Source organism: Streptomyces sp. NPDC015345, assembly GCF_043078805.1.
GTDB lineage: Bacteria > Actinomycetota > Actinomycetes > Streptomycetales > Streptomycetaceae > Streptomyces.
In genome coordinates this window covers 98,597-124,306 of record NZ_JBIBTX010000009.1, presented here as the reverse complement: position 1 = coordinate 124,306, position 25,710 = coordinate 98,597, and the positions used below count along the sequence as shown (strand labels likewise).

Here is a 25,710-nt window from a genome sequence, read left to right as displayed (position 1 = left end):
CTCAGCCGATGTCCAGGATGGCCTTGCCGTGCAGGCGGCGGTCGAGCAGCGCGTCGGCCGCCTCCCGGACCTCGCCCCAAGGACCTCGCCAGGAGGTGCCGGGGTCGAGCGTGCCCGACGCCACCTGCCGCGCGAGCCAGGTCAGCGCTCCGGAGAGGTCGGCGCAGCCGAACAGGTGGAAGCTGACCACCGAGCGGTCGTGGCGGCCCTGGTCGCCATAGAGGGTCCCGTACGGGAAGTGCTCGGCGTCACCGCCGGAATGGCCGACGGACACCAGCGTGCCGTGCTGCCCCAACTGCTCGTACGCCTCGACGAGTTGCCGGCCGCCGACCACGTCCACCACGCCGTCCACCGGAGCCGCGGCCGCGGCGGGCGTGTGAATCACCTCGTGCGCGCCGAGGACCCTGAGCGCCTCGCCCCGCCCCTCGGGATCGCCGGTCACCGCGACGACCTCCGCACCGCCCTGCCGGGCGAGCTGCACCGCGTACCGCCCGACGCCGCCGGTGGCGCCCGTGACCATGACACGTCTGCCGAGGATCGGGCCGATGCGGTCCAAGGCACGCAGGGCGCTGGCACCGGCGACCGGCACGGTGCTGATGGCCCCCGGGTCGGCGCCCTCGGGCACGGTGCCGATCAAGTCCGTGGAGACGGCGCGGAGTTCGGCCCAGCCGCCGGCGCCGTCCACGGTCACCACCGGGGTCCCGGCCGCGGGCCCCGAGCCGTCGGCGGCGGCCCGCTCGACCACGCCGGCCGCGTCCCAGCCGAGGATCGCGCCTTCCTTGGCGCCCTCCAGGACGAAGCGGATCTCTCCGTAGTTGAGGGAGGTGGCGGCCACCCGCACCAGGGCCTGGTGCGGCGCGGGCTCGGGGTCCGGAGCCTCGCCGAGGCGCAGGCCGCCGGGGGCGGAACGGTCGACCAGCAGTGCGCGCATGGGTGTGGAGCCTTTCGACGTATGCCAGCGGGTGGGCGACTCATCCTGCCAACTGCCACTGAGTGGCACAAGCCCTCAAGAGGCATTCGCTTCCGCGTCCCATACGGCCGCTACACTCCCGGCATGGACGCGATGGACCTCGAAGGGCTGCCCCTGCGGGAGCGCAAGAAGCTGCGGACGCGTCAGGCGCTCGTCGACGCGGCGCTGGAGCTGTTCACGGAGCGGGGCTTCGACGGCGTCACGCTCGACGCGCTGTGCGATGCGGTGGAGGTCAGCAAGCGCACGTTCTTCCGTACGTTCAGCAGCAAGGAGGACGTGGCGATGGCGCCGACCCAGGATCTGTGGGCGGCGTTCCTCGAAGAGCTGGAGAAGGCGGAACCGGCCGCGGGGCAGCCGCTGTTCGACGTACTGCGGGACACGCTGCTCGGCGCGGTCGCGCGGATGCCGGGTGAGGGGTGGGTCCAGCGGGTGCTGCTCAGCCGGCGGCTGGCGGCGGTGACTCCGTCCATGGACGCGCACGGCCTCGCGTTCTGCGACCGCACGAGTCGGGCGGCGCTTGTGGCGGCGCGGCGCCGGTTCGCCCTGCCGGGCGGGGGTGATCTGCGCCCTCGGCTGGCGATCGACCTGCTGGTGGCGGCGTTCCACCGGGCGCTGGAGGGGTGGGCCGAGGGCCCCGCGCCGACCCGGGACTCCCTCGCGACGGCAGTACGGGATGCCTGCGGCGCGGTGCCGGGGAGTCTCGCCCTTGCCGCGCGGTAGCCCCCGGCGGACGGGCGGTTTCGTCCGCGGGCCCGGTGGGGGCTGGTCGCGCAGTTCCCCGCGCCCCTGAGGAGCCGGTGTGCGCCCCTGCGGCGGAGCCGCTCAAGGGGCCGCGGGAACCGCGCGACCAGCCACGACGCGTCCGCAGGCAAACCAGGAGGACCCCCGCGCACCAAGGACCCGGAGACCCCTCACCATGCGACGCGCAAGACCCCCTAGGGGCGCGGGGAACTGCGCGACCAGCCCCCACCGGGCCCACAGCCGAAAACAGAAGGGCCCCGCGCACCAAGGACCCGGAGACCCCTCACCATCCGACACGCAAGGCCCCCTAGGGGCGCGGGGAACTGCGCGACCAGCCCCCACACACCCACAGCCGAAAAACGGGAGGGCCCCGCGCTCAGCACAGCCGCGGGGCCCGCCACATTCCGTCAAGCCCTCAGCCGAGCCCGTGCATCCAGCCGTGGCTGTCCTCCACCGTCCCCCGCTGAATGTCCAGCAACGCATCCCGCAGCTTCATCGTGACCTCCCCCGGCTCGCCACCGCTCTGCCGCCACTCCCCCGCATTGCACTTGACCGTGCCGACCGGCGTGATGACCGCCGCCGTGCCGCAGGCGAAGACCTCCGTCAGCGTGCCGTTCTCGGAGTCGGCCTTCCACTGGTCGATGGAGACGCGGGCCTCCTCCGACTCGTACCCGAGGTCACGGGCGACCGTGAGGAGCGAGTCACGCGTGACGCCCGCGAGCAGGGAGCCGGTCAGCGTAGGGGTGACGATCTTGTTGCCGTACACGAAGTACAGGTTCATGCCGCCCAGTTCCTCGACCCACTTGTGCTCGACCGCGTCGAGGTAGGCGACCTGGTCACAGCCCTTCGCCGCGGCCTCGGCCTGCGCGAGCAGCGACGCGGCGTAGTTGCCGCCGGTCTTCGCGTCGCCCATGCCGCCGGGCACCGCGCGCACTCGGTCCTCCGAGAGCCAGATGGAGACGGGCTTGACGCCACCGGGGAAGTAGGCGCCGGCCGGCGAGGCGATGACGACGAACAGGTACTCGTTCGCGGGCTTCACACCGAGGCCGACCTCGGTCGCGATCATGAAGGGGCGCAGGTAGAGGGACTCCTCGCCACCGTGCGCCGGAACCCACGCCTTGTCCTGCTTGACCAGCACGTCGCACGCCTCGATGAACGTCTCGACGGGCAGTTCCGGCATGGCGAGGCGACGCGCGGAGGACTGGAAGCGGCGGGCGTTGGCGTCGGGCCGGAAGGTGGCCACCGTGCCGTCGGGCTGCCGGTAGGCCTTGAGACCCTCGAAGATCTCCTGGGCGTAGTGCAGGACGTTCGTCGCCGGGTCGAGCGCGAGCGGGCCGTAGGGGACGAGCTGACCGTCGTGCCAACCGCGGCCTTCCGTCCACTTGATCGTCACCATGTGGTCGGTGAAGTGGCGGCCGAACCCGGGGTTGGCCATGATCGCCTCGCGCTCCGCCGCGGCCAGCGGCGACGAGGAGGGCTTGAGCTCGATGGTCGGCGTGGTCGGCGTCGTCGTCATGAGTGCTTCGTCCTTCACGGTGTGATGGTGACGGACCGCGCTCACGCCCGTACCGAGCGGTGCTCCCACCGGTACTACGACGTCCGAGCTTCCCTGTCTTCACGGCCCCACGTTCGATTATCGCTCGCGGGGTCCCGAGGAAGAAACGGCATGAATGCGGCCCGGGGATCGATGGTGACACCCCGGGGCCGCATACGAGAAGCCGCCGGGTGTCCTGAGGGGACCCGGCGGCTTCCGTGTGATCTTCGAGCTGCCGGGTCAGCCCGCTACTCGTACGGCGAGCGCGTCGCCGATCTGCTCGGTGCCGCGCACGCTCTCCCCGCGCTCGGCGAGGTCCGCGGAGACGGCGGCCTCGATGCGGGCGGCCTCGGGCTCGTACCCGAGGTGGCGCAGCAGGAGGGCGACGGAGAGGACGGTGGCCGAGGGGTCGGCCTTGTCCTGACCGGCGATGTCCGGCGCCGAGCCGTGCACGGGCTCGAACATGGACGGGAACTCGCGGCTCGGGTTGATGTTGCCGGAGGCCGCGACGCCGATGCCGCCGGAGACGGCCGCGGCGAGGTCGGTGATGATGTCGCCGAAGAGGTTGTCGGTGACGATCACGTCGAAGCGGCCCGGGTCGGTGACCAGGTAGATCGTCGCGGCGTCGACGTGGATGTAGTCGGTGGTGACCTCGGGGAACTCCTTGGCCACCTTGTTGAAGACGTTCGTCCACAGGTGTCCGGCGTAGGCGAGGACGTTGTTCTTGTGGACCAGCGTCAGCTTCTTGCGGGGGCGGGCCTGCGCGCGAGCGAAGGCGTCGCGGACCACGCGCTCCACGCCGAAGGCGGTGTTGACGGAGACCTCGGTGGCGACCTCGTGCGGCGTCCCGGTGCGGATCGACCCGCCGTTGCCGGTGTAGGGGCCCTCGGTGCCCTCGCGTACGACGATGAAGTCGATCTCGGGCTGGCCCTTGAGCGGGGTCGCGACACCCGGGAGCAGCTTCGAGGGCCTCAGGTTCACGTGGTGGTCGAAGAGGAAGCGGAGCTTCAGCAGGAAGCCGCGCTCCAGGACACCGGACGGGACCGAGGGGTCGCCGATCGCGCCGAGGAGGATCGCGTCGTGCCGCTTGAGGGCTTCGACGTCGGCGTCGGTGAGGGTCTCACCGGTGGCGTGGTACCGCTTGGCGCCGAAGTCGTACTCCGTGGTCTCCAGCTTCACATCCGGCGGGAGGACGGCGCCAAGGACCTTGAGCCCCTGGGCCACGACTTCCTGGCCGATGCCGTCACCGGGGATCACTGCGAGATTGAGGATGCGAGAGCTAGCCGACATGCGGGCAGCCTACTCTTCGTCCCAGGGGATGACATGAGCCGTCCGACATGCGGACATCCGCTCGGCAGACAGGTTCTGTTCACTCCGATGTGTGGCGGGAGTTGGGCGACGCTGGGAAATTCCCTGCCATGGACACACCGAACCTCGGCACTCCGAACCTCGGCATTCCGGAGCGGCTGGCGGCCCGGATGAGCATGCCGGAGCAGCACGAGTACCTGCGCGGGAAGCTCTCGCGGCGCAAGGTGCTCGCCCGTTCGTTCGCGGCGGCGGGGACGGTGGCCGGCGCCGGTCTGCTCACGGGCAGTTCGAGCACCGTGTACGGGCATGGCGTGCCGGCCGCGCACACGTCGAGCGCCCCGGCCGCCCCGGTGCGGGTCGACGGCAAGCTGGTCGCGCCCTTCGGCCGGCATCTGGCGTTCGGGGCCGACCCGAGGACGCAGATGCGCGTCTCCTGGCAGGTGCCGCTCGCCGTCAAGTCCCCTTACGTGCGCGTGGGCCCGAAGCCCTGGGAGCTGAGCCAGAAGATCGAGGCGGAGGTACGCGACCTGCACACGCCCTCGCTCTCCAAGAAGCTGCCGGCCGTGGAGCAGTACTACCTGCACGCGGCGCTCGACGGCCTGGAGCCCGGCACGACGTACTACTACGGCGTCGGCCACGACGGCTTCGACCCGGCCTCGCCCGAGCGGATGGCGACGGTCGGCTCGTTCAGGACGGCGCCCGCGCGGGCGGAGAAGTTCGTGTTCACGGCCTTCGGCGACCAGGGCGTCAGCTATCACGCGCTCGCCAACGACCAGGTGATCCTGGGCCAGAACCCGGCGTTCCATCTGCACGCGGGCGACATCTGCTACGCGGACACCACCGGGCACGGCAAGGACTCGGACACCTTTGACGCGCGCGTATGGGACACCTTCCTCGCCCAGACGGAGTCCGTCGCGAAGTCGGTGCCGTGGATGGTGACGACCGGCAACCACGACATGGAGGCGTGGTACTCGCCGAACGGCTACGGCGGGCAGTCGGCGCGCTGGTCGCTCCCCGAGAACGGCTTCGACCCGCGGAACGCGCCCGGCGTGTACTCCTTCACGTACGGCAACGTCGGCGTCGTCGCGCTGGACGCCAACGACGTCTCGTACGAGATCCCCGCCAACCGGGGCTATACGGACGGGAAGCAGACCGCCTGGCTCGACAAGCGGCTGGGCGAGCTGCGGGCGGAGGACGGCATCGACTTCGTCGTCGTCTTCTTCCACCACTGCGCCTACTCGACGTCGCGGCACGCCTCTGACGGCGGGGTCCGCGACGCGTGGCTGCCGCTGTTCACGAAGCACCAGGTGGACCTGGTCGTCAACGGCCACAACCACGTCTACGAACGCACCGACGCCATCAAGGGCGGCGAGGTCGGCAAGCCCGTGCCGGTCGGCGCGTCGACCGATCCGACGCGTGACGGCATCGTGTACGTCACCGCGGGCGGCGCGGGCAAGGACCTCTACGAGTTCGGCCCCGGGGTGAAGGACAGCTACGAGGGCGACGTCCGTGATCGCGACGAGATCACGACCTTCCGCTGGACGAAGTCGCGGCGGGCCGACCCCGAGAAGGTCGCGTGGTCACGGGTGCGCTACACCGGCTTCTCGTTCCTCGCGGTGGAGGTGAGCGCGGGCGCGCGCCCGAAGCTCTCGGTCTCCGCGCTCGCCGAGAGCGGCGAGCGCATCGACCACTTCGAGGTCGTACGCGGGGTGCGCGGGTCTCAGTGACCCGTCTCCCCGCCGTTGTCCCTGCGGTCGAGGGCCCGCTGGAGGGCCAGGGCGGCGTTCTTGCGCTCGGTGCGCTCGGAGTCGCTCTTGCGGGAGGTGTGACGGACTCGGCGGACGGTCGTCTCGGCCATGGGAGATCCACTCCTTGAAGCACTTGAAGCAGAGGAAAGGGTGATTTTCGAGACTCCCCCACTGCCTAATGGGCGTGAGGGGACCCCCAAGCGACGGGGAGCTGCGGAGCGGCAGGGTTCGCCTGCGCTGGGCTCCGGCTCACGACCGCCATTCGCTTGATCGAGCGAGACGTTCGGCTCCTACAAAGCTAAGGCAGGCCGGAGCGCCTGTCTCCACAATTACTCGGGCTTCCTACTATCTGAGACGGGCTTCACGCGTGGGCCGCTCTCAGTTCGCGGATCAGGGCCCGCACGACGACGGAAGAGGCCAGCTCAGGGGTGGTGACGTAGCCGACGGAGCGGGTCGGGCGGTCCGCCCCCAGGTCGGTGATCTCGACGGAATCGGGCGCTCCGGCCAGCGAGAGGGCGGGCATGATCGCCATGCCGTGGCCGTTGGCCACCATCGAGAGCACCGCGCCGTCGTCCTCCGTCAGGACGGTCGCCCGCGGGATCCAGTCCTGCCCGGCCCACCACGCGCGCGTGTACGACCCGCAGTTCTCGTGCCAGTCCACCAGCGGCAGGGAGCGCGGGTCGGGATGGCCCGCCGGGTGCACGAGGGAGTACGGCTCGTCGAGGAGTACGCCGCCGATGAGCCCGGCGGGCACGGGCGAGGAGCCGCCGAGCGTCGCGATGCCGAGCTCGGCGCGGCCCTCGGCGACCTCGCCGGCGGTACCCGGGCCCAGCTCGCGCACGACTCTGACCTCCGGGCGGATGCCGGGGTGGCGGGCGGCGAGGCGTTCCAGGGCGGCCGGGAGCAGGTGCAGGGCCGCGCTGCGGAAGGCGGCGACGCGCAGGGGGCCCTCGGCGACGCCCCGCTCGGCGCCGCGCGCCTCCGTCACCAGGGTGTCGAGCAGCCGCAGGACGCGCCGGGCGTGGGCGGCGAGCAGCTGGAGGCGGCGATCTCCGCGTTGCGCGAGCGCGGGCGGATCGTACGCGTCGGCACGATCGCGCAGTACGACGCGACGGGCACGCCGTACGCGCTGCGCAACCTCCCCGACATCGTCGAGAAGAGCCTGCGCATGGAGGGCTTCCTGGTCCGCGACTACCCGCATCTCCAGGAGGAGTTGTACGAGTTCGTGGTGCCGCATCTGCGGAGCGGCCGGGTCGCGCTCGACGAGACGGTGGTCGAGGGGTTCGACCGGATCGTGGACGCGTTCCTCGGGATGCTGAGGGGCGAGAACCAAGGGAAGATGATCGTCCGCGCGGCCGGGGCCGAGGCCTGACGCGGCCGCGGGTGGTCAGAACACGTCTCCGTCACGCCAGTCGATGAGGAGCTCGTGCGCGGGGTCGAGGCCGGCGCCCCACAGCAGCGGCGGGTCCTCGTCCGGCAGGTGGAGCGCGCCCGCCGGGCCGAGCGTGCCGACCCGGCCCTTCCACCGCTGCCAGCCGCGCGCGAGGTAGAGCCGCTCCCCCTCGTCGGACGCCGACAGGGCGCCCATCGCGTATGCCTTGTCGATGACGCGTTCCAGTGCGCCCATCACCTGGCCGCCGAGCCCTTGCCGCCGCAGGCCGGGGCGGACGGCGACCGCTTCCACGTAACCGACGCGCAGGGAGCGGCCGTTGTGCAGGATCCGCCGCTGCACCACGGAGCCGTGCGCGAGCAGTGTGCCCGCGCCGTCGTGGACCAGGGCGTGGACGCCGCCGAGGCCGTGGTCCCAGTCCTGGTCGCTGAAGTCGCCGTCGAAGGCCTCGTCGAGCAGAGCGCGGGCGGCGCGCAGGTCGGCGGCGGTCAGGTCGCTGGTGTGGGCGCGGCGCAGGAAGTTCTCCGTCACCTTCCCACCGTACTCAGCCCGGATCTGATTGGTCTGCACCATGGCGCGGAGGCCGGTGCCCGCAGCAGAATCGGACGCATGCCTGAGACCGAGCAGCAACGAGAGTGGACCCCCATCCATGGCGAGCCCTACCGCTCCGTGCCGTACCGGCCCGAGCGGATGCCCGAGGCCCAGTCCCTGACGCGGGCGGCGGAGTTGAGGGAGCGGATGCGGGAGCGGCGCACGGTGCGGCAGTTCGCCCCGGACCCGGTGCCCTCGCAGGTGGTGCGGGACGCCATCGCGTGCGCGGCGACGGCGCCGTCCGGGGCGCACCAGCAGCCGTGGACGTTCGTCCTCGTCCAGGACCCCGATGTCCGCCGCCGTATCCGCGAGGCCGCCGAGCACGAGGAGCGGGTGTCGTACGACGGGCGGCTCGGCGAGGAGTGGCTGGCGGCCCTGCGGCCCCTCGGCACGGACGAGGTGAAGCCGCACCTGACGGACGCGCCCGCGCTGATCGTCGTCTTCCAGCAGCGGTACTGGCTGGGCGAGGACGGCACCAAGCACAAGCACTACTACGTGGACGAGTCGGTCGGCATCGCGGTGGGGATGCTGCTGTCCGCCCTGCATCTGTCCGGCCTCGCCGCGCTGATCCACACCCCGAGCCCGATGCGGTTCCTGTCCCAGGTGCTCGGCCGCCCCGAGAACGAGAAGGCGTTCGCGGTGATCCCCGTCGGGTATCCGGCGCCGGACTGCCAGGTTCCCGACCTGGTGCGCAAGTCGCTCGATCAGGTCCTCGTCGAGGTCTGAGCGGAGGTCTGAGCGGAGGTCTGAGCGGACACGAGCCGGCTCTCCTGGGCGAGGGAGGGATAGTCGGTGTAGCCCTCGGCGCCCTCCGCGTACAGGTGCGCCTCGTCGATCGGCCGGAGGGCCGCGCCGGCCGCGAACCGCTCCGGCAGGTCGGGGTTGGAGATGAAGCCCCGCCCGTACGAGACGAGGTCGGCGAGCCCGGACGCGAGCAGGGCCTCGCCCGCCTCCCGCGTCGTGGGGTCGCCGTTCTCGCCGACGTTGGCGATGAGTACGCCGTGCCAGCGGGGGCGCAGGTCGGCGAGGGCCGGGTAGCGGTCGTTGTCGGTGAGGTGGAGGTAGGCGAGACCGGTCCCGTCGAGCTCGTCGAGCAGCGCGCGGTAGACGGGGCCGGGGTCGGCCTCCGCCATGCCGAACTGCGGGTTGCCGGGCGACAGGCGCAGCCCGAGCCGTGCGGCGCCGATGGCGTCGGCCACCGCGCGCACCACCTCGACGGCGAAGCGGATGCGGTCGGCGATGGAGCCCCTGCCGTACTCGTCGTCACGGAGGTTGCTGTTGTCCGCGAGAAACTGGTGGATCAAGTAGCTGTTGGCGCCGTGCAGTTCGACTCCGTCGAAGCCCGCCGCGATGGCGTTGCGGGCGGCGGCCACGAAGTCCCGCACGGCCGTGCGGATGTCGTCCCGGGTCATCTCGCGCGGCGTGACGGCGTCGGCCTTGCGGTGTCCGGGCACGTGCACGGGGCTCGGGTCCACGAGCACGGCGGACGGCGCGGCGGGCACGTCACCGTCCACGCGGGACAGCGGGTGGCCGTGGCGGCCGCCGTGCATCAGCTGGGCGTATATCCGGCCGCCCGCGGCGTGCACGGCGTCGGTGACGCGCCGCCAGCCCTCGATGTGCGCGGCGGTCTCGAGCCCCGGGTAGCGCCAGCCGCTCTGGCCGCGGCTGCTGGGCCAGATGCCCTCGGTGACGATGAGGCCGGCGCTCGCGCGCTGGGCGTAGTAGTCGGCGACGACCGGCAGCGGCGTGCCGTCGGCGGTCGCCCGCAGCCTGGTCATGGGGGCCATCACCATGCGGTTGGGGAGAAGACCGAGGGTGCCTGCGGAATAGGGCGCGAGAAGCGTGGTGTTCGTCATGCCGGAACGGTAGAAGTTGACACCGGTGTGAGTTTCAAGTGCGGAGGTCCGCGAGGATGAGAATCGGCGAGCTGGCGAAGCGCACCGCCGTGAGCGAGCGTTCGCTGCGCTACTACGAGAAGCAGGGGCTGCTGTACGCGGACCGTACCCCGGGCGGCCACCGCGACTACCCCGAGAGCGCGGTGGACCGGGTCGTCCACATCCAGGAGCTGTTCGCGGCGGGCCTGTCCAGCGCGAAGATCGTCCAACTCCTGCCCTGCATGCGGGACCAGGACGGCGGCCCCTCGGAGAAGGCGACGCCGTGGCTGGTCGACGAGCTGACCCTGGAACGCGCGAGGATCGACCGCCAGGTGGAGGACCTGCTGCGGGCCCGCGAGGTACTGGACGAGGTCATCACGGCGGCGGCGGGCCGGACGCACTGACCCTCCCCCACGTCCGCCAACCCCTCACAACACATTGACTGGTTAGGTGCGCGCGTGCTCTACTCGCCCCACGCCAACCACCAAAGCGCATTTGAGGGGTTAGAGATGAGCGGCGCGCACCGGAACCGGACCCACCGCACCCACTACCGCTCCAAGACCGTCCGGGGCCACGAGATCGCCTACCGCGAGGCAGGCCCCGCCGACGCCCCCGCCCTCCTCCTGCTGCACGGCTTCCCGACCAGCTCGCACATGTTCCGGGACCTCATCCCGCTGCTCTCCCACCGCTACCGCGTCATCGCCCCCGACCACATCGGCTTCGGCCGCTCGGCGGCGCCGGCCGCCGACGAGTTCACGTACACCTTCGCCGAACTCGCGGAGGTGACGGCCGAGTTCGCCGACGCCGTGGGTCTTGACCGCTTCGCGCTGTACGTCCAGGACTACGGCGCCCCGATCGGCCTGCGCCTCGCGCTCGCCCATCCCGAGCGCGTCACCGCGATCATCACGCAGAACGGCAACGCGTACGAGGAAGGCCTCGGCGCCGAGGCCTGGGCGCCGGTCCTCGCCTACATCGCGGACCCGAACGAGAACACCGCCGCGCCCATCCGGGAGATCCGTTCCCTGGAGGGCATCACGTGGCAGTACACGCACGGCGTCCCCGACCCGAGCCTGCTGAACCCCGACGCATGGCACCACGACGCGGCGCTGATGGCACGCGAGGGCCAGGACGCGATCCAGCTCGCGCTCATCGGCGACTACGGCGCCAACATCGACCTTTACCCGGCGTTCCAGGAGTACTTCCGCACCTCCCGGGTCCCGCTGCTCGCGGCCTGGGGCGCCCACGACGAGATCTTCGTGCCGCACGGCGCCCTCGCCTTCCTCCGCGACCTCCCGGAGGCCGAGGTCCACCTGCTGCCCACCGGGCACTTCGCCCTGGAGACGCACGCCACGCAGATCGCCGGGCTGATCGACGACTTCCTGGCCCGGCACCGGGGCCCCCGGGTACGGTCAAGATCATGAACGCAACCCCATCCCGCAGAATCCTCCTTGGCGCCGCCGCCGCGACCCCCGTCCTCCTCTCCGTGCCCGGCACGGCGCACGCCGCGACGCCCTCCACCGACGCCCGGCGGCGGCTGCGCGAGCTGGAGAAGGGCTATCCGGGCCGCATCGGCGTGCACGCCCTGAACACCGGTACCGGCGCCAGCCTCGGCTACCGCGCGGACGAACGCTTCGCCATCGCCTCGACGTTCAAGGTGCTGGCCGCCGCCGCGATCCTGCGCAGGGCGCGCGAACAGGAGCCCGGGCTGCTCGACGTACTGATCCGGTACGGGCGCGACGACCTGGTCACGTACTCGCCGAGGTGCGAGATGCACCTCGAAACCGGCATGACGGTACGGGAGTTGTGCGACGCGACCATCACGTACAGCGACAACGGCGCCGCCAATCTGCTGATGCGGCGCATCGGCGGGCCGTCCGGCATCACCGAGTTCGCCCGCTCGCTCGGCGACTCCCGCACCCGCCTCGACCGCTGGGAGCCCGACCTCAACACCAACCTCCCCGGCGACCGGCGCGACACGACGACCCCCGCGGCCATGACGGCCGACCTGGACAAGCTGATCCTCGGCGACGCCCTCCACCCGCGCGACCGCGACCAGCTCATCCGGTGGCTCCTGGAGAACACCACCGGCGACAAGCGGATCCGGGCCGGCCTCCCGAAGGACTGGCGGGTCGGCGACAAGACCGGCACCCCGGCCTACGGCGGAGTCAACGACGTCGCCGTCGCCTGGCCGCCGCGCCAGGCCCCCTGGATCATCTCCGTCTACACGACCCGCCTCGACCCGGACACCCCCGGCGAGGACCGCATCGCCGAGGACATCACCCGGATCGTCGTCGACACGCTCGGCTGACCCCGGACACGACACCGCCTCCGACCGGGGTGGGGCCCAGGTCGGAGGCGGGGTTCAGGGGCGGGCCTGTGCGGCCCGGGGAGGGCGTCAGCCCATGTGCGGGTAGCCGTACTCGGTCGGCGGCACCAGCGTCTCCTTGATGGCGCGCGTCAGCGTCCACCGCTGGAGGTTCTGCGGGGCGCCCGCCTTGTCGTTGGTGCCGGAGCCACGGCCGCCGCCGAAGGGCTGCTGGCCGACGACGGCGCCGGTCGACTTGTCGTTGATGTAGAAGTTGCCCGCCGCGTAGCGGAGCTTGTCCATCGTGTACGCGGCCGCCGCGCGGTCACCCGCGATGACCGAGCCGGTGAGCGCGTAGTCCGAGACCGACTCCATCTGGGCCAGCATCTCGTCGTAGTTCTCGTCCTCGTAGACGTGGACGGCGAGGAACGGGCCGAAGTACTCGGTCGTGAAGACCTCGTTCGCCGGGTCCGTGCACTCGACGACGGTCGGGCGCACGAAGTAGCCGACCGAGTCGTCGTAGGTGCCGCCCGCGACGATCGTGCAGGTGTCGTCCGCCTTGGCGCGGTCGATGGCCGCCTTGTTCTTGGCGAAGGCGCGCTCGTCGATGACAGCGCCGATGAAGTTCGTCAGGTCGGTGACGTCACCCATCTTGATGCCGTCGACCTCGGCCGCGAACTCCTCCTTGAAGCCCGAGTTCCAGATGGAGGCCGGGATGTACGCGCGCGAGGTCGCGGAGCACTTCTGGCCCTGGTACTCGAAGGCACCGCGGGTCAGCGCGGTCTTGAGGATCGCGCGGTCGGCGCTCGGGTGGGCGACGACGAAGTCCTTGCCGCCGGTCTCGCCGACGAGGCGCGGGTAGGTGCGGTACTTCGCGATGTTCTCGCCGACCGTCTTCCACAGGTGCTGGAAGGTCGGGGTCGAGCCGGTGAAGTGGATGCCGGCCAGGTCGCGGTGGTTCAGGGCGACCTCGGAGACGGCGATGCCGTCACCGGTGACGAGGTTGATGACGCCCTTGGGCAGCCCGGCCTCCTCCAGGAGCTGCATGAGCAGCACGGCGGCGTGGGTCTGCGTCGGGGACGGCTTCCACACGACCACGTTGCCCATCAGGGCCGGGGCGGTCGGGAGGTTGCCCGCGATGGCCGTGAAGTTGAACGGCGTGATCGCGTAGACGAAGCCTTCGAGCGGGCGGTGGTCCAGGCGGTTCCACACGCCGGGGGCGTTCGCCGGCGGCTGCTCGGCGAGCAGGTCACGGGCGTACTTGACGTTGAAGCGCCAGAAGTCGACGAGCTCGCAAGGGGTGTCGATCTCGGCCTGCTGGGCGGTCTTCGACTGACCGAGCATGGTGGAGGCGGCCAGCGTCTCGCGCCACGGGCCGGACAGCAGCTCGGCGGCGCGCAGGATGATCGCGGCGCGGTCGTCGAAGGACATCGCGCGCCACGCCGGGGCGGCGGCCAGGGCGGCGTCGATCGCGTCCTGGGCGTCCTGCTGCGTGGCGCCGCGGCCGGTGCCGATGACGGCCTGGTGGTTGTGCGGCTGCACGACCTGGAAGGGCTCGCCGCCGCCGAGGCGCTTGACGCCACCGATGGTCATCGGCAGCTCGATGGGGTTCTCGGCCAGCTCCTTGAGCTTGATCTCCAGGCGGGCGCGCTCGGGGGAGCCGGGGGCGTAACCGTGCACCGGCTCGTTGACCGGGGCGGGGACCTGAGTGACAGCGTCCATGAGTTCCGTATCTCCTTAAAAGGGTCGAGGGGGGTGGGAGCTCAGCCCTTGGTTCAGTCCTTGGTGAGGATGGAGCGGGCGAAGAAGAGCAGGTTCGCCGGCTTCTCCGCGAGACGGCGCATGAAATAGCCGTACCAGTCGGTTCCATAGGCCGTGTAGACGCGCATCCGGTGGCCCTCGGCGGCCAGCCGCAGGTGCTCGTCGCTGCGGATGCCGTACAGCATCTGGAATTCGTACTCATCCAGTTTGCGCCCCGCACGCCGCGCGAGCTCCTGTGCGATGGAGATCAGGCGCGGGTCGTGGGACCCGATCATCGGGTACCCCTCGCCCTCCATCAGGATGCGCAGGACACGGACGTACGCCTTGTCGATCTCGGCCTTGTCCTGGTACGCGACCTCGGCGGGCTCCTTGTAGGCGCCCTTCACGATACGCACACGGCTGCCGTTCGCGGCGAGGCGGCGGGCGTCGGCCTCCGTACGGAAGAGGTAGGCCTGGATGACGCAGCCGGTCTGCGGGAAGTCCTCGCGCAGCGCGTCGTGGATGGCGAACATCGAGTCGAGGGTGGTGTGGTCCTCCGCGTCCAGGGTGACCGTGGTGCCGATGGCGGCGGCGGCCTCGACGACGGGCCGCACGTTGGCAAGGGCGAGCTCGTGGCCGCCCGGGAATCGTTCGGCGGGCCCGGAGGGCTCTCCGTTGAGGGCGGTGGCGGGCGACGGGAGGGATTGGCCGAACATCGACAGCTTCACCGACATCTCGGCCTTCGTGCCGAGGCCCAGGTCCTTCAGGCGGTCGATGAGCTCCAGGTAGGCGTCGCGGGCCGCGTGGGACTGCTCGACGGTGGTGATGTCCTCGCCCACCACGTCGAGGGTGACCTCAAGGCCCTTGTCGGCGGCGTCCACGATGATCGGGACGACCTGGTCGACGCTCTCACCGGCGATGAACCGGGCCACGACCTGCTTGGTGCCGGGGGCCGCCGAGACGAAACGGCGCATCTTGTCGCTGCGTGACGCGGCGAGAATCACGGGACCCAGCACGGGGCACCTCCACGGGTGTACGAAATCGAGTGCCCTACCGCCATAGTCCTACGGGGAGGTGACTCGGCGGTACGGCACGGAGAACCACCGTGAAATCTAAGGATCACCCCCGCCCCGAACCATCGACACCTGTCACGCATCCGTGCCCTGGATCTCATACAGATGTCTGAGAAACCCGGCACCCTGGGCGAGAATGGACAGGTGAAGGGCGACTACCAAGAACTGGTCGACGAGATCTCGGCGCTGCTCGGCGCTCCCGCGACCCTGGAGAACCGCGATTTCGAGCTGATCGCCTTCGGCGCGCACGACGGCGGGGGCGACGGGGACAGCGGGTTCGACGCGACCGCCCTCGACCCGGTCCGCACCCGCTCGATCCTGACGCGCCGCTCCACGGCCGAGGTCCGCGCCTGGTTCGAGGGCTTCGGCATCACCCGCGCCACCGGCCCGGTCCGCATCCCGCCCACCCCCGAGGCGGGCGTCCTGCGGGGCCGGATCTGCCTGCCGGTGCGCCATCGGGGCTTCGCCCTGGGGTACGTATGGCTGCTCGACGACGAGCCGGGCCCGACCGAGCGGCAGCTGGGCGCCGCCATGGAGGTGACGGCCAGGATCGGCGCGCTGCTGGCCGACGAGGCGCAGGCGGGCGCCGATCTGACCCGGGAGTTCCGCGCGGCCCTGACCGCCGAGCGCGGCTGGCAGCGGGACATGGCGGTAGCCTCCTTGCGCACCGCTCTGGGCTCCGGCGCCGACGGGCTGCACGCGGTGGTGTGCGTGGCCCCCTGGCCCTCCGCCGGCCCGGAGGCCGCCCCCGCCGTCCGCACGGTGCCGTCCGCCGCGGCCATCTGCACGGTGCCGTGGGGCACGACGGGCCAGTCCCTCGCGGCGCTGGTCCGCCTCCGCTCGGCCGACGTGCTCTCCCCCGCGCACACCGCGGCCGCGCGCCTCCTGGAGACCGCGCGGGGCGCCGCTGCCGGGAGCGCCGCCGGGATCGCCGGGGCCCGGCACGGCCTGGAGGACCTGGGCGCCGCCTGGTGGGAGGCGTCCGGGGCGGCACGCGCGGCGCTCGCCGAGCGGCGCTTCGGCCCGGTGGCGCAGTGGTCGGACGTGGGCCCCTACCGGCTCCTCACGGCCCTGCCCCCGGAGGCGGCGCACGATCCGGTGGCCCGCGGACTGCTCTCCCCCGCCCACCGCGAACTGGCCCGCACCGCCGAGGTGTTCCTCGACTGCGCGGGCCAGGCGGGGCGCGCGGCCGCGGAGTTGGGCATCCACCGCCAGACGCTCTACTACCGCCTCTCGCGCGTGGAACAGCTCACGGGCCTGGACCTGGACGACGGCGAGGACCGGCTGCTGCTGCACATGGTCCTGAAGTCGTCACGACTGTGATTACGGGACAGCCCTGGTGATCGTCATGAGTCGCAGACAGGTCTTGGGGATTGACCCGGCAGGTACAGCGACCATTCCTGCTGGGTGAGATCGCGGACAACTGCCTTGCAGATCCTTCGAATCGACTCGACGGGACGCGGAAGGTGGACATCCCACAGTCGAACCGGGATCGAGTTGCTGTCACTGGTGGCGAGAGTGCGCCCGTCCGGACTGAAGAACAGGCCGTTCGTGGTGCCACTGTCATGCAGGGTGGCCCAGACGTGGTCGATGGTGATGTCCCACAGCAGCACGTCACGGTCGGTCTGGACGGCCAGGATGCGGCTGTCCTTCGGATGGAATGCCACACTGCCGCTGCTGCTTGTTCCCTTGAGCGCCCGGCCCTTTCGAGACTCCGCATCCCATAGCCGGACTCCCTTGTCGGCTCCCCAGGTGGCCAGGGTTTTTCCGTCCGGGCCGAACTCCAAGTCGGTCTCGTCCTTCGTTTCCGGAAGGGTCCAGGCCTTGCGGGTGCCCAGGTTCCAGAGGCGGGCCCCCTTGCCGTCTGCCCAGGTGGCCAGGGTTTTCCCATCCGGACCGAACTTCAGGACGGTCTTGTCGTTCGTTTCCGGAAGGGTCCAGGCCTTTCGGGTTCCCAGGTCCCAGATGCGGGCCCCCTTGCCGTCTGCCCAGGTGGCCAGGGTTTTCCCATCCGGGCCGAACTCCAGGACGGTCTCGCCCTTCGTTTCCGGAAGGGTCCAGGCCTTTCGGGTTCCCAGGTCCCAGATGCGGGCCCCCTTGCCCTCTGCCCAGGTGGCCAGGGTTTTCCCATCCGGGCCGAACTCCAGGACGGTCTCGCCGTCCGACCCCCGCAGAGCCGAAGCCTTATGAGTTTTCAGATCCCACAGTCGGACGTCCACACTGTTGGAAATGGCCAGTGTGCGGGCAACCTTGGGGTGGAAGGCAAGAGCCGCGGTTCCCGCAGGGAGCTTTTTACCCTCGCCGCTGACCGCACTCCACAGATGCACCTCATTATTCACTTCTGTTTCTGTGTAGGTCCGCCCGGTCGCGACGAGGCGACCGTCGGGGCTGAACTTCGCCGGTGAGCCGCCGAGAGGGCTGCTCTGCGGCGTGAGGCGCCCCAAGGGGCGGCCGGCATATGCCCCTTCGCCATCACACCGTCGCTTTTTCGGGAATTGCTCCGAGTGGTATTCCCACAGCGTTACGGCGCCTATTGGGGGCCCTGTGCTGTAGGCAGGGATTGGGGGACTGGTGGCAAATGTCTTCCCGGTCGAGCTGAAAGCCACCCAGTCGCTTTCGGTACAGGGAAGAATGCCACGGGCCTGGTGGATGCCGGTGTTCCAGATCCGTACCATGGCGCGGTCTTCGTCAATGGCGGCAAGAGTGCGCCCGTCCGGGCCGAACGTGACGGAACCGAAAGGGGTGCGGCTGAGAGCGGTCTGGAGCTGGCCGGTTGCCGAGTTCCACAATTGGACTCCGCTCTCGCCGCTGGTGGTCACGGTCCTGCCGTCCGGGCTGAACGCCACCGAGACGAAGCCGGTGGCGTCCAGGGTGGCCGTGCTCAGACCGATGGTGGCATCCCACAGCTTCGCCTTCTCTCCCACCGCTCCGCCGGGCCCGGTCGCGAGCTTCTTTCCGTCAGGGCTGAACGCGACAGATGCCGCGGACCCTACGGAGTCCTCCCCCGGAGATTCGCTCGACAACATTTCTCCGGTCGCGACATCCCATAGCCAGGCCGAATCGTTGCCTGCGGCAAGCGTGCGCCCATTGGGGCTGAAGGCCACGGATTCGATGGTCCCGATTGACGAAGCTTCTGAGAAGTCGAATCTCCGGATAAAACTTCCGGTGCTTATGTCCCACAATTCGGCTTCGCCGTCGACGCTTCCCGTGGCTAAGGTATTCCCCTTCGGATCCACGGCTACAGCGCTGATACCCTTGTCGCGAGCGACGGTTCTTAGAATTTTCCCAGTGTCCGTGTCCCTGATTTGCACCCCCTTGGATCCGGCAAGGGCAAGGAATCGACTGTTTTTGGGGTCGAACGCAATTGACGTAACGGTGTCGCCGTAGGTGAAGGTGCGCAAGGTTTTACCGGTTGTCGCATCCCGTAGTTGCACACCGGTTTCGCGAGAAATCGCGAGGGTGTTCCCGTCGTGGGGATCGAAGGCCACCGAGTGGGCGTCCTTGGGGACACCGAAACTCCGTGTCAGAGGGAATTGGGATGCGCTCTGAAGGCTGGCGATCGCCTCGGCCGTGGGGCTCACGCGATACGCCTGGACGGCCAACAGCAACGCGAGATCGGCGTTCTCGGTGAGGAGGCTTGCCGATTGGGCGGAGAGCTGCCGGGACAGGGCCTGCCGCTCTGCGGTGGCGGCACTGCGCTGTTGCTGGAAGGCGATGCCCGTGGCGACCAGTGCGAGGACGACCAGGACGATGAGAGCGACGTTGATGCGCCGCGTGCGACGGATGGCTCTTTGGTGGTGGCGCCGACTGGCCGTGACGATCGCGGAGACATCGGCCGGCAGCGGCCGCTGTCCGACCCACTGCAGGCCTTCGGCCAGTAGGGACCCGTCCAGAAGATCACCTGGCAGGCCACTGCGGGAATAGCGGATCTGATGTTCGGCGACACGGTGCAGCCAGAGGTGGAACCGCTGATCGCGGGCGACCCACTCACGGAGGCTGGCCCAGTCCCGGACGAGCGCGTCGTGGATGAGCTCGGCCGCCGGTTCCCCCGCAGTCTCACCACGGGTGGTGGTGACTCCGGTGATGACGATCCGGTAATGGGTGAGGGATGCCAGCACTGCTTCGAAGGCGGTCTCGGCGTCCGGACCTCCCCGGTGGGCGTCTACCACCAGGGAGCGCAGACGACTGAGAGGGACGAGGTGGCGTGTGGCGGGGATGCCGCCCGACTCGTCAGCGGGCCGGACCAGCGAGGTCAGGAGCCGTTGCGCCATGGGCCGCTGATCGGCGGGCAGTTGATTGAGAGCCGTATCGCACCACGTGGTCATGCTGCCGGTGACCTGGCCGGTTCTCTCGTACGCGGCGTGAGTCAGCCGACCGTCCTCACGGCGCCGCCACAGCTCCCGCAGAGCGAGCTCCAAGGGCGGCAGCAGGGTCACCGGTGCCTGCCGCCCCGTGGACTCGGCGTCGAGAACGTCGTTGATGATCCGCTCGGTCAGGCCCTTCTCGATACGCAGGCCGACGGCCTCGGCCGGCTTGGTGACAATCGCCTCGAGTTCCCGGCGGCTCACGGTCGCGGGCACGTTCAGCAGTCCGCGAAAGGCGGCTCGCATGAGATGAGGGGCGAAGGCGTCGAGGGGAGCATAGAAGTCGTTACGCATGATCAGCAGAATGGTCACGGCGACCGGGGAGTCACTCAGCTCCACGAGTTGAGTTGCCGCGCTCTGCCGCCTTTCGGACGCCCCGCCACCGGATGCGGGGCCCGGCTGCGTGAGGAGTTCCTCGAACTGGTCGACGACCAGCAGCAGTCGATCGAAGTCGGGCTCCGCCGCGAGGCGGGCCTCGACCGCCGCCGTCAGGCCGACGGCGGCAGCGCCGGGCAACCCCGCGCCGTCCAGTTCCGCGAAGAAGTCCGGACCGGGCCGAACAACCACGGGCAGCCAGCGGTCGCTGCCCGGGAGCGCCCCGTCGGCCAGGGCGGGCAACACACCCGCGTTGACCAAAGAGGTCTTTCCTGCTCCGGAGGAGCCCAGCAGCATCAGCATCCGCCGATGCCCTCCAAGCGCCTCCAAGACCTCCTCCACCGCCGCGTCGCGGCCATGGAACCAGCCGACGTCCCCAGCGGTGAACGGCTCCAGCCCCAGGTACGGGCACACCTCGTGCTCAGCCAGCTCGGGCCGGACCTGGCGCAGCACATCGACCGGCGTGGCATACGCGATGCCCGTCCCCCTCAGGTGGGCGTCAGGAGTGGTGATGGCAGTGACCATGCCGATCACCAGCCCGGTCGCCCCGTCCACAACCGGCCCGCCGCTGAACCCGGTCGTCAGGCTGTTGGCCCCCGTCAGCTGCAACAGCTCGCCCGTACCGGTGCTGTCGGGCAACAGATCACCGACCGTGCCGAAGCCGAAATGGCCGCCGGGGGGCGCCTGGGCGGGAAACCCGAACGAGGAGACCCTGTGCCCCTGACACCCCGCCCCCGACCCCAGCGGTAACGCCCGTACGCCTGTGGGAACACTGCTCAGCTCCACGAAGGCGATGTCTTCGGCCTCCGGTTTCCGCCACTGCTCTGCTGGTACCTCACCCCACACCCGCGGCGCACTCGGCAGGTGCGGGAAGGCGAGTTCCACCCGGCCGCCCGGTCCCTGTCCGGCCGCGCGCACGACATGCGCACAGGTGACGACGACACTCTCACCGACCAGGAACCCCGCCCCGGCCACCTCGCCGTCCGCTGCCAGTACCTGGACCACCGAATCCGGCATGGACCCAGGTGCCTCACCGGAGGTTGTCGGGTGTGGGGCGGCCCCCACGGAGCGGTTGCGGCCTCCGCCTGCCGGCAGGCCTTCATCGGCCCTCATGCTCCGGCGTCTCCCGCGGCGGGCGCGGGCTCATCCTTTTTCCAGAGCAACCGGATCTTCAGGTGAACGGCTGCGCCGCTCTTGATGATGACGGCGCCGGCCTCCGACGAGAGATTGACCCCGAACTCCACCTCCGCCTCGTCCGGCCCCGCCTCTTTCAGGTGCTCCAGTACCACCCGCGCGGTCTCCCGAACCGGCACCAGAGCGGCCTGCAGTGTCTGCGGCAGCTCACGGATCGCATCCCCGACCCGCCCCGCCTTCACCGGCCCGCCGAGTTCCAGTTCCGGCCCGGCTTCGAACAGGATCACTCCGCCGCCCTCCAGCGGCACCCGCGTCAGACCTTGCATCAGATGCCTCCCCGAGAAGTCGGAACATGCCACCGCGCACGCTGCCTGACAGTCGAACACATCAGGTGTCGCGGGAGAGGCCGAACCGAAGAAGAACGAACCGCCGCTGCGGTGATCTCGGAGCTGTACGTCATGCCGAGTGACTACAACATCAGGGGTTACGTCCCGGCCACCCGCATGGACTGGTAGTCGCCCACACGGCGTTCCCCTCGCGCGCACCCGCGGCCGCACCTCGGCCGGCCCCGGGTGCGCGCACCCGTTTCAGGCCTCGTCCCGCGCCCGCTCCATCACCCGCCGCAGCCCTTCGGTCAACTGCTCGGCGGTGGTGGCCGATTCCGGGTCGAAGAGCCACTGCACCATCAGGCCGTTGAGGAGCGTGGTGTAGAGGCGGCCCTCGCTCTCCAGCACCTCCTCGGGGATCTCGCTCTCCTCGATGCCGGTGAACAGCGCCGTGAGTCCGCTGCGCCCCTGCTGCTGCGCCTGGATCAGCAACTCGCGGATGCCCGCGAGACGTTCACCCTGGGTGATGACCTCCAGCGTCATCATCCAGATGGGCCGCGCCTCGGGGACGGAGCGGATGACGTTCCCCCAGACCTCCTGGAATCGCTCCAGGCCCCCTTTTCCGGTGTCTCCCCCGGCCCGCGTGCTTTCGAAGCCGTCTCCCACCGGCTCGATGAGTGCGATGTACGCCTCCGCGAGCAGCGCGTCCTTCGACCCGTAGTGGTAGCCGATGGACCCGAGGTTCGTCCCCGACTCCTTCACGATGTCGCGGGCCGTCGTCCGCGCGAACCCCTTCTCCAGCAGGCAGCGCTTGGCCCCTTCGAGCAGATCTTCCCGGTGTCCCATGCGGGCAGCCTAAGCCGTCCCATACAGGTGTCCCATACCCACGTCTTACACGGCCGATTTATACGCTCGTACTAGACACCCGTATAAGACGCCCGTACAGTCGCCGCCATGCAGACGAATCCGCACGCCCCCGCTCGTGCCACCCGCAAGGAGTGGACCGCCCTCGCCGTCCTGATGCTTCCGCTGCTGCTGGTCTCGATGGACGTCTCCGTCCTGTACTTCGCGATACCGCAGATCAGCGCCGACCTCGACCCCAGCGGCACCCAACAGCTGTGGATCTTCGACATCTACGCGTTCGTGCTCGCCGGACTGCTGATGACGATGGGCTCGCTCGGCGACCGCATCGGCCGCCGCAGGCTCCTGCTGTTCGGGGCCACGGCCTTCGGCGCCGCCTCGCTCGTCGCCGCGTACGCCGACAGCGCCGAGACCCTGATCGCGGCCCGCGCCGTCCTAGGCATCGGCGGCGCCACCCTGATGCCGTCCACCATGGCGCTGGTGCGCGCCATGTTCCACGACGCGCGTCAGCGCGCGACGGCGATCGGCATCTGGTCCGGCGTCCTGATCGCCGGTATCGCGCTCGGCTCGGTGATGAGCGGCGTCCTCGTCGAGTACTTCTGGTGGGGCTCGGTCTTCCTGGTCAACCTGCCCGCGATGGCCGTGCTCCTGCTCCTCGCGCCCCTGCTGATCCCGGAGTCCAAGGACCCGGCGCCGGGCCGCTTCGACCTGCTGAGCGTGCCGCTGTCGATGGCCGCGGTACTGCCGCTGGTCTGGGGCCTGAAGGAGACGTCCGCCGAGGGCGTCCGGACCGAGTACGTCGCCTCGGTGGCCGTGGGCCTGGTCTTCGCCGCCCTGTTCGTCCACCGCCAGCGCACCACCGCCTCGCCGATGATCTCGCCGGACCTCTTCCGCGGGCGCGGCCGTACGTTCGGCGCCGCCGTCTCGCTGAACCTCGTCTCGGCCCTGGCGGTGATGGGCTCGACGTACTTCACCACCCAGTACCTCCAGTCCGTCCTCGGCAAGAGCGCCGTCGAGGCCGCGCTCTGGGCGCTTCTGCCCTCGGTGCCGATCGGCTTCGCGGCGCCCGTCGCCACCGCGCTGGTGCGGCGCGGCGTGGACCGTGCGCACGTGGTGGCCGCCGGCTTCGTCGTCGCCGCCGGAGGCTGCGGTCTGCTCGCCCTGGCCGGCACCGACTCCCTGTGGGTGGTCCTCGCCGGCGCGGGCGTCATGGCCTGCGGCTCGGTCGTCGTCGGCTCGCAGCTGACCGACCTGGCCCTCGGGGCCGCCCCGGTCGAGAAGGCGGGCTCCGCCTCGTCGCTCCTGGAGACCGGGCAGGAGTTCGGCGGCGCGATGGGCATGGCGCTCCTCGGCTCCGTCGGCAACGCGGTCTACCGCGATGCGATCCCCGACTCCGCACCGGCCGAGGCCCGCGAGACGCTCGGCGGCGCGGTGGCCTCTGCCCACCATCTGCCGGGGCGGGCGGCGGACACGCTCCTGACGACGGCGCGCGAGGCGTTCACCAACGGGATGCACGCCGCGGCACTGACCGGCGCGGTGATCCTGCTGACGGCGGCGACAGTGGCGGCGGGGGCGCTGCGCACGAAAAAAGCCGGACGAGCCGGGGAAATATCCCCCAGCTCGTCCGGCACATCATCCAGCCCGTCCGGCGTTTGAGGACGAACTCGGCGAAGCCGGTGATGACGGGGCCCGAAGCTCCAGGGCCCATAACCCCTAGTCCGTGAGGTTCACCGCACGCGCGGACTCCGCGCCGATCTCGGCGGCCAGCTCGGTCAGGACCGACTGCGGGACCGTGTCGTCGACGGTGAGGACCGCGAGGGCCTCACCGCCCACATCGGCACGCGCGACCTGCATGCCGGCGATGTTGATGCCCGCCTCGCCGAGGACGCGGCCGACGGTGCCGACGACGCCGGGACGGTCGGCGTACCGCAGGACGACCATGTGCTCGGCGAGCGCCAGGTCCACGTCGTACTCACCGATGGCGACGATCTTCTGGAGGTGCTTCGGCCCGGCCAGCGTGCCGGAGACGGCGATCTCCTCGCCGTCGGCGAGCGTGCCGCGCACCGTGACCACGTTGCGGTGGTCGGGCGACTCGGAGCTCGTGGTGAGGCGGACCTCGACGCCGCGCTCCTGGGCGAACAGCGGCGCGTTCACGTACGACACGGTCTCGTCGACGACGTCCTCGAACACGCCCTTCAGCGCGGACAGTTCGAGCACCTTGACGTCGTGCTGGGTGATCTCGCCGTACACCTCGACGTCGAGGCGGGCCGCGACCTCGCTCGCGAGGGCGGTGAAGATGCGGCCGAGCTTCTCGGCGAGCGGCAGGCCGGGGCGGACGTCCTCGGCGATGACGCCACCCTGGACGTTCACCGCGTCGGGCACCAGCTCACCGGCGAGGGCGAGACGCACCGACTTGGCGACGGCGATGCCCGCCTTCTCCTGCGCCTCGTCCGTGGAGGCGCCGAGGTGCGGGGTGCAGACGACCTGGTCGAACTGGAAGAGCGGGGAGTCCGTGCAGGGCTCCTTCGCGTACACGTCCAGACCGGCGCCCGCCACGCGGCCCTCCTTGAGGGCGGAGTACAGCGCCTCCTCGTCGACGATCCCGCCGCGCGCGGCGTTGACGATGCGGACGGTCGGCTTGACCTTGTGCAGCGCCTCGTCGCCGATGAGACCGAGGGTCTCGGGCGTCTTGGGGAGGTGCACGGTGATGAAGTCGGAGACTTCGAGGAGCTCGTCGAGCGACAGCACCTTCACGCCCATCTGGGCGGCGCGCGCGGGCTGCACGTACGGGTCGTAGGCGACGACCTTCATGCCGAAGGCGCTCATGCGCTGGGCGACGAGGGCGCCGATGCGGCCGAGGCCCACGACGCCGAGGGTCTTCTCGGCCAGCTCGACGCCCGTGTACTTGGAGCGCTTCCACTCGCCGTTCTTCAGGGCGGAGTTGGCCTGGGGGATGTTGCGCGCGGTGGCCAGGAGCAGGCCGCAGGCCAGCTCGGCGGCCGTCACGATGTTCGAGGTCGGGGCGTTCACGACCATCACGCCGGCCTTGGTGGCGGCGGACACGTCCACGTTGTCGAGACCGACGCCTGCGCGGGCGACGACCCTCAGCTTCCTGGCGGCGGCGATGGCCTCGGCGTCGACCTTGGTCGCGGAGCGGACCAGGATCGCGTCGACGTCGGCGATGGCGGGCAGCAGCTCGGCGCGGTCCGCGCCGTTGCACTGCCGGATCTCGAAGTCCGGTCCGAGGGCGTCGACAGTGGCCGGCGACAGCTCTTCAGCGATGAGTACGACGGGTTTGCCGGTGGCAGCAGTGCTCACGTGAGTCCTCACAAGTCCATTGCGGACGGCCGTCCCGACGGCCGCAGGCGGAGTCGCT

The 25,710-nt window shown here is 70.4% G+C and carries 22 protein-coding genes; 9 read left to right on the top strand and 13 right to left on the bottom strand.

Annotated elements, in window-relative coordinates:
• Position 1: 1 nt before the first annotated feature.
• Positions 2-931 (bottom strand): zinc-binding dehydrogenase, encoded by a 930-nt coding sequence (locus ACF062_RS31945; protein ID WP_392143112.1) that lies wholly within the window; start codon positions 929-931, stop codon positions 2-4.
• Between the two features lie 123 nt (positions 932-1,054).
• Here ACF062_RS31945 and ACF062_RS31940 point away from each other — a divergent pair, with 123 nt between their 5' ends.
• Complete coding sequence (locus ACF062_RS31940; protein ID WP_392143111.1) at positions 1,055-1,690, top strand: TetR/AcrR family transcriptional regulator; 636 nt, start codon at positions 1,055-1,057, stop codon at positions 1,688-1,690.
• A gap of 436 nt (positions 1,691-2,126) precedes the next feature.
• Here ACF062_RS31940 and ACF062_RS31935 read toward each other — a convergent pair whose 3' ends face one another.
• Positions 2,127-3,227: a branched-chain amino acid aminotransferase gene (locus ACF062_RS31935; protein ID WP_392143254.1), complete on the bottom strand. Its 1,101-nt coding sequence runs from the start codon at positions 3,225-3,227 to the stop codon at positions 2,127-2,129.
• 258 nt (positions 3,228-3,485) lie between these two features.
• Positions 3,486-4,535, bottom strand: coding sequence for a 3-isopropylmalate dehydrogenase (locus ACF062_RS31930; RefSeq protein WP_392143110.1), 1,050 nt, complete (start codon positions 4,533-4,535; stop codon positions 3,486-3,488).
• 128 nt (positions 4,536-4,663) lie between these two features.
• On the opposite strand from ACF062_RS31930, the gene ACF062_RS31925 reads away from it, so the two are divergent.
• Complete coding sequence (locus ACF062_RS31925) at positions 4,664-6,280, top strand: purple acid phosphatase family protein (protein ID WP_392143109.1); 1,617 nt, start codon at positions 4,664-4,666, stop codon at positions 6,278-6,280.
• On the opposite strand, the gene ACF062_RS31920 is transcribed toward ACF062_RS31925, so the two are convergent.
• Together ACF062_RS31920 and ACF062_RS31915 are read right to left on the bottom strand one after the other, a co-directional pair.
• Positions 6,274-6,411: a hypothetical protein gene (locus ACF062_RS31920; RefSeq protein WP_167515840.1), complete on the bottom strand. Its 138-nt coding sequence runs from the start codon at positions 6,409-6,411 to the stop codon at positions 6,274-6,276. The two genes, ACF062_RS31925 and ACF062_RS31920, sit on opposite strands and share 7 nt — an antisense overlap.
• A 251-nt stretch (positions 6,412-6,662) precedes the next feature.
• Positions 6,663-7,502, bottom strand: a complete 840-nt coding sequence (locus ACF062_RS31915) for a LysR substrate-binding domain-containing protein (protein ID WP_392143108.1) — start codon at positions 7,500-7,502, stop codon at positions 6,663-6,665.
• Between ACF062_RS31915 and ACF062_RS31910 the strand changes: the two genes are divergently transcribed.
• Positions 7,470-7,673: a hypothetical protein gene (locus ACF062_RS31910; RefSeq protein WP_392143107.1), complete on the top strand. Its 204-nt coding sequence runs from the start codon at positions 7,470-7,472 to the stop codon at positions 7,671-7,673. The two genes, ACF062_RS31915 and ACF062_RS31910, sit on opposite strands and share 33 nt — an antisense overlap.
• Before the next feature lie 15 nt (positions 7,674-7,688).
• Here the strand turns inward: ACF062_RS31910 and ACF062_RS31905 are convergent, their stop codons facing one another.
• On the bottom strand, positions 7,689-8,222 hold the full coding sequence (locus ACF062_RS31905) for a GNAT family N-acetyltransferase (RefSeq protein ID WP_392143106.1): 534 nt from the start codon (positions 8,220-8,222) through the stop codon (positions 7,689-7,691).
• Between the two features lie 78 nt (positions 8,223-8,300).
• Between ACF062_RS31905 and ACF062_RS31900 the strand changes: the two genes are divergently transcribed.
• Positions 8,301-9,008 (top strand): nitroreductase family protein, encoded by a 708-nt coding sequence (locus ACF062_RS31900; protein ID WP_392143105.1) that lies wholly within the window; start codon positions 8,301-8,303, stop codon positions 9,006-9,008.
• Here ACF062_RS31900 and ACF062_RS31895 read toward each other — a convergent pair.
• Positions 8,987-10,138, bottom strand: a complete 1,152-nt coding sequence (locus ACF062_RS31895) for an alkene reductase (protein WP_392143104.1) — start codon at positions 10,136-10,138, stop codon at positions 8,987-8,989. The two genes, ACF062_RS31900 and ACF062_RS31895, sit on opposite strands and share 22 nt — an antisense overlap.
• 56 nt (positions 10,139-10,194) lie before the next feature.
• Between ACF062_RS31895 and ACF062_RS31890 the strand changes: the two genes are divergently transcribed.
• The 3 genes from ACF062_RS31890 (at position 10,195) to bla (ending at position 12,464) form a co-directional block, all read left to right on the top strand.
• Positions 10,195-10,560 carry a MerR family transcriptional regulator gene (locus tag ACF062_RS31890; protein ID WP_392143103.1) on the top strand — a complete coding sequence of 122 codons (366 nt, stop codon included), beginning with the start codon at positions 10,195-10,197 and terminating at the stop codon, positions 10,558-10,560.
• 105 nt (positions 10,561-10,665) lie between these two features.
• Positions 10,666-11,577, top strand: a complete 912-nt coding sequence (locus ACF062_RS31885) for an alpha/beta fold hydrolase (protein WP_392143102.1) — start codon at positions 10,666-10,668, stop codon at positions 11,575-11,577.
• Positions 11,574-12,464: a class A beta-lactamase gene (gene bla / locus ACF062_RS31880; RefSeq protein WP_392143101.1), complete on the top strand. Its 891-nt coding sequence runs from the start codon at positions 11,574-11,576 to the stop codon at positions 12,462-12,464. Before ACF062_RS31885 ends, bla begins: the two co-directional genes overlap by 4 nt.
• A gap of 87 nt (positions 12,465-12,551) precedes the next feature.
• On the opposite strand, the gene pruA is transcribed toward bla, so the two are convergent.
• A complete protein-coding gene (gene pruA, locus ACF062_RS31875) occupies positions 12,552-14,183 on the bottom strand; it encodes an L-glutamate gamma-semialdehyde dehydrogenase (protein WP_223776940.1) in 1,632 nt (543 codons plus the stop codon).
• Between the two features lie 53 nt (positions 14,184-14,236).
• Positions 14,237-15,217: a proline dehydrogenase family protein gene (locus ACF062_RS31870; protein ID WP_392143100.1), complete on the bottom strand. Its 981-nt coding sequence runs from the start codon at positions 15,215-15,217 to the stop codon at positions 14,237-14,239.
• A gap of 162 nt (positions 15,218-15,379) precedes the next feature.
• Here ACF062_RS31870 and ACF062_RS31865 point away from each other — a divergent pair, with 162 nt between their 5' ends.
• Positions 15,380-16,597 carry a PucR family transcriptional regulator gene (locus tag ACF062_RS31865; protein ID WP_392143099.1) on the top strand — a complete coding sequence of 406 codons (1,218 nt, stop codon included), beginning with the start codon at positions 15,380-15,382 and terminating at the stop codon, positions 16,595-16,597.
• Positions 16,598-16,620: 23 nt separating this feature from the next.
• Here ACF062_RS31865 and ACF062_RS31860 read toward each other — a convergent pair whose 3' ends face one another.
• The 3 genes from ACF062_RS31860 to ACF062_RS31850 all read right to left on the bottom strand — a co-directional run bounded on the left by ACF062_RS31860 (position 16,621) and on the right by ACF062_RS31850 (position 22,319).
• Positions 16,621-21,030: a trypsin-like peptidase domain-containing protein gene (locus ACF062_RS31860; protein WP_392143098.1), complete on the bottom strand. Its 4,410-nt coding sequence runs from the start codon at positions 21,028-21,030 to the stop codon at positions 16,621-16,623.
• A 92-nt stretch (positions 21,031-21,122) separates the two neighbouring features.
• Complete coding sequence (locus tag ACF062_RS31855) at positions 21,123-21,473, bottom strand: CU044_2847 family protein (protein ID WP_223776936.1); 351 nt, start codon at positions 21,471-21,473, stop codon at positions 21,123-21,125.
• 261 nt (positions 21,474-21,734) lie between these two features.
• The gene (locus ACF062_RS31850; RefSeq protein WP_392143097.1) at positions 21,735-22,319 is read right to left on the bottom strand and encodes a TetR/AcrR family transcriptional regulator; all 585 of its coding nucleotides are present in this window, start codon (positions 22,317-22,319) and stop codon (positions 21,735-21,737) included.
• 108 nt (positions 22,320-22,427) lie between these two features.
• Between ACF062_RS31850 and ACF062_RS31845 the strand changes: the two genes are divergently transcribed.
• Positions 22,428-23,990: an MFS transporter gene (locus ACF062_RS31845; RefSeq protein WP_392143096.1), complete on the top strand. Its 1,563-nt coding sequence runs from the start codon at positions 22,428-22,430 to the stop codon at positions 23,988-23,990.
• Between the two features lie 57 nt (positions 23,991-24,047).
• Here the strand turns inward: ACF062_RS31845 and serA are convergent, their stop codons facing one another.
• On the bottom strand, positions 24,048-25,652 hold the full coding sequence (gene serA / locus ACF062_RS31840; RefSeq protein WP_392143095.1) for a phosphoglycerate dehydrogenase: 1,605 nt from the start codon (positions 25,650-25,652) through the stop codon (positions 24,048-24,050).
• Between the last annotated feature and the right edge of the window lie 58 nt (positions 25,653-25,710).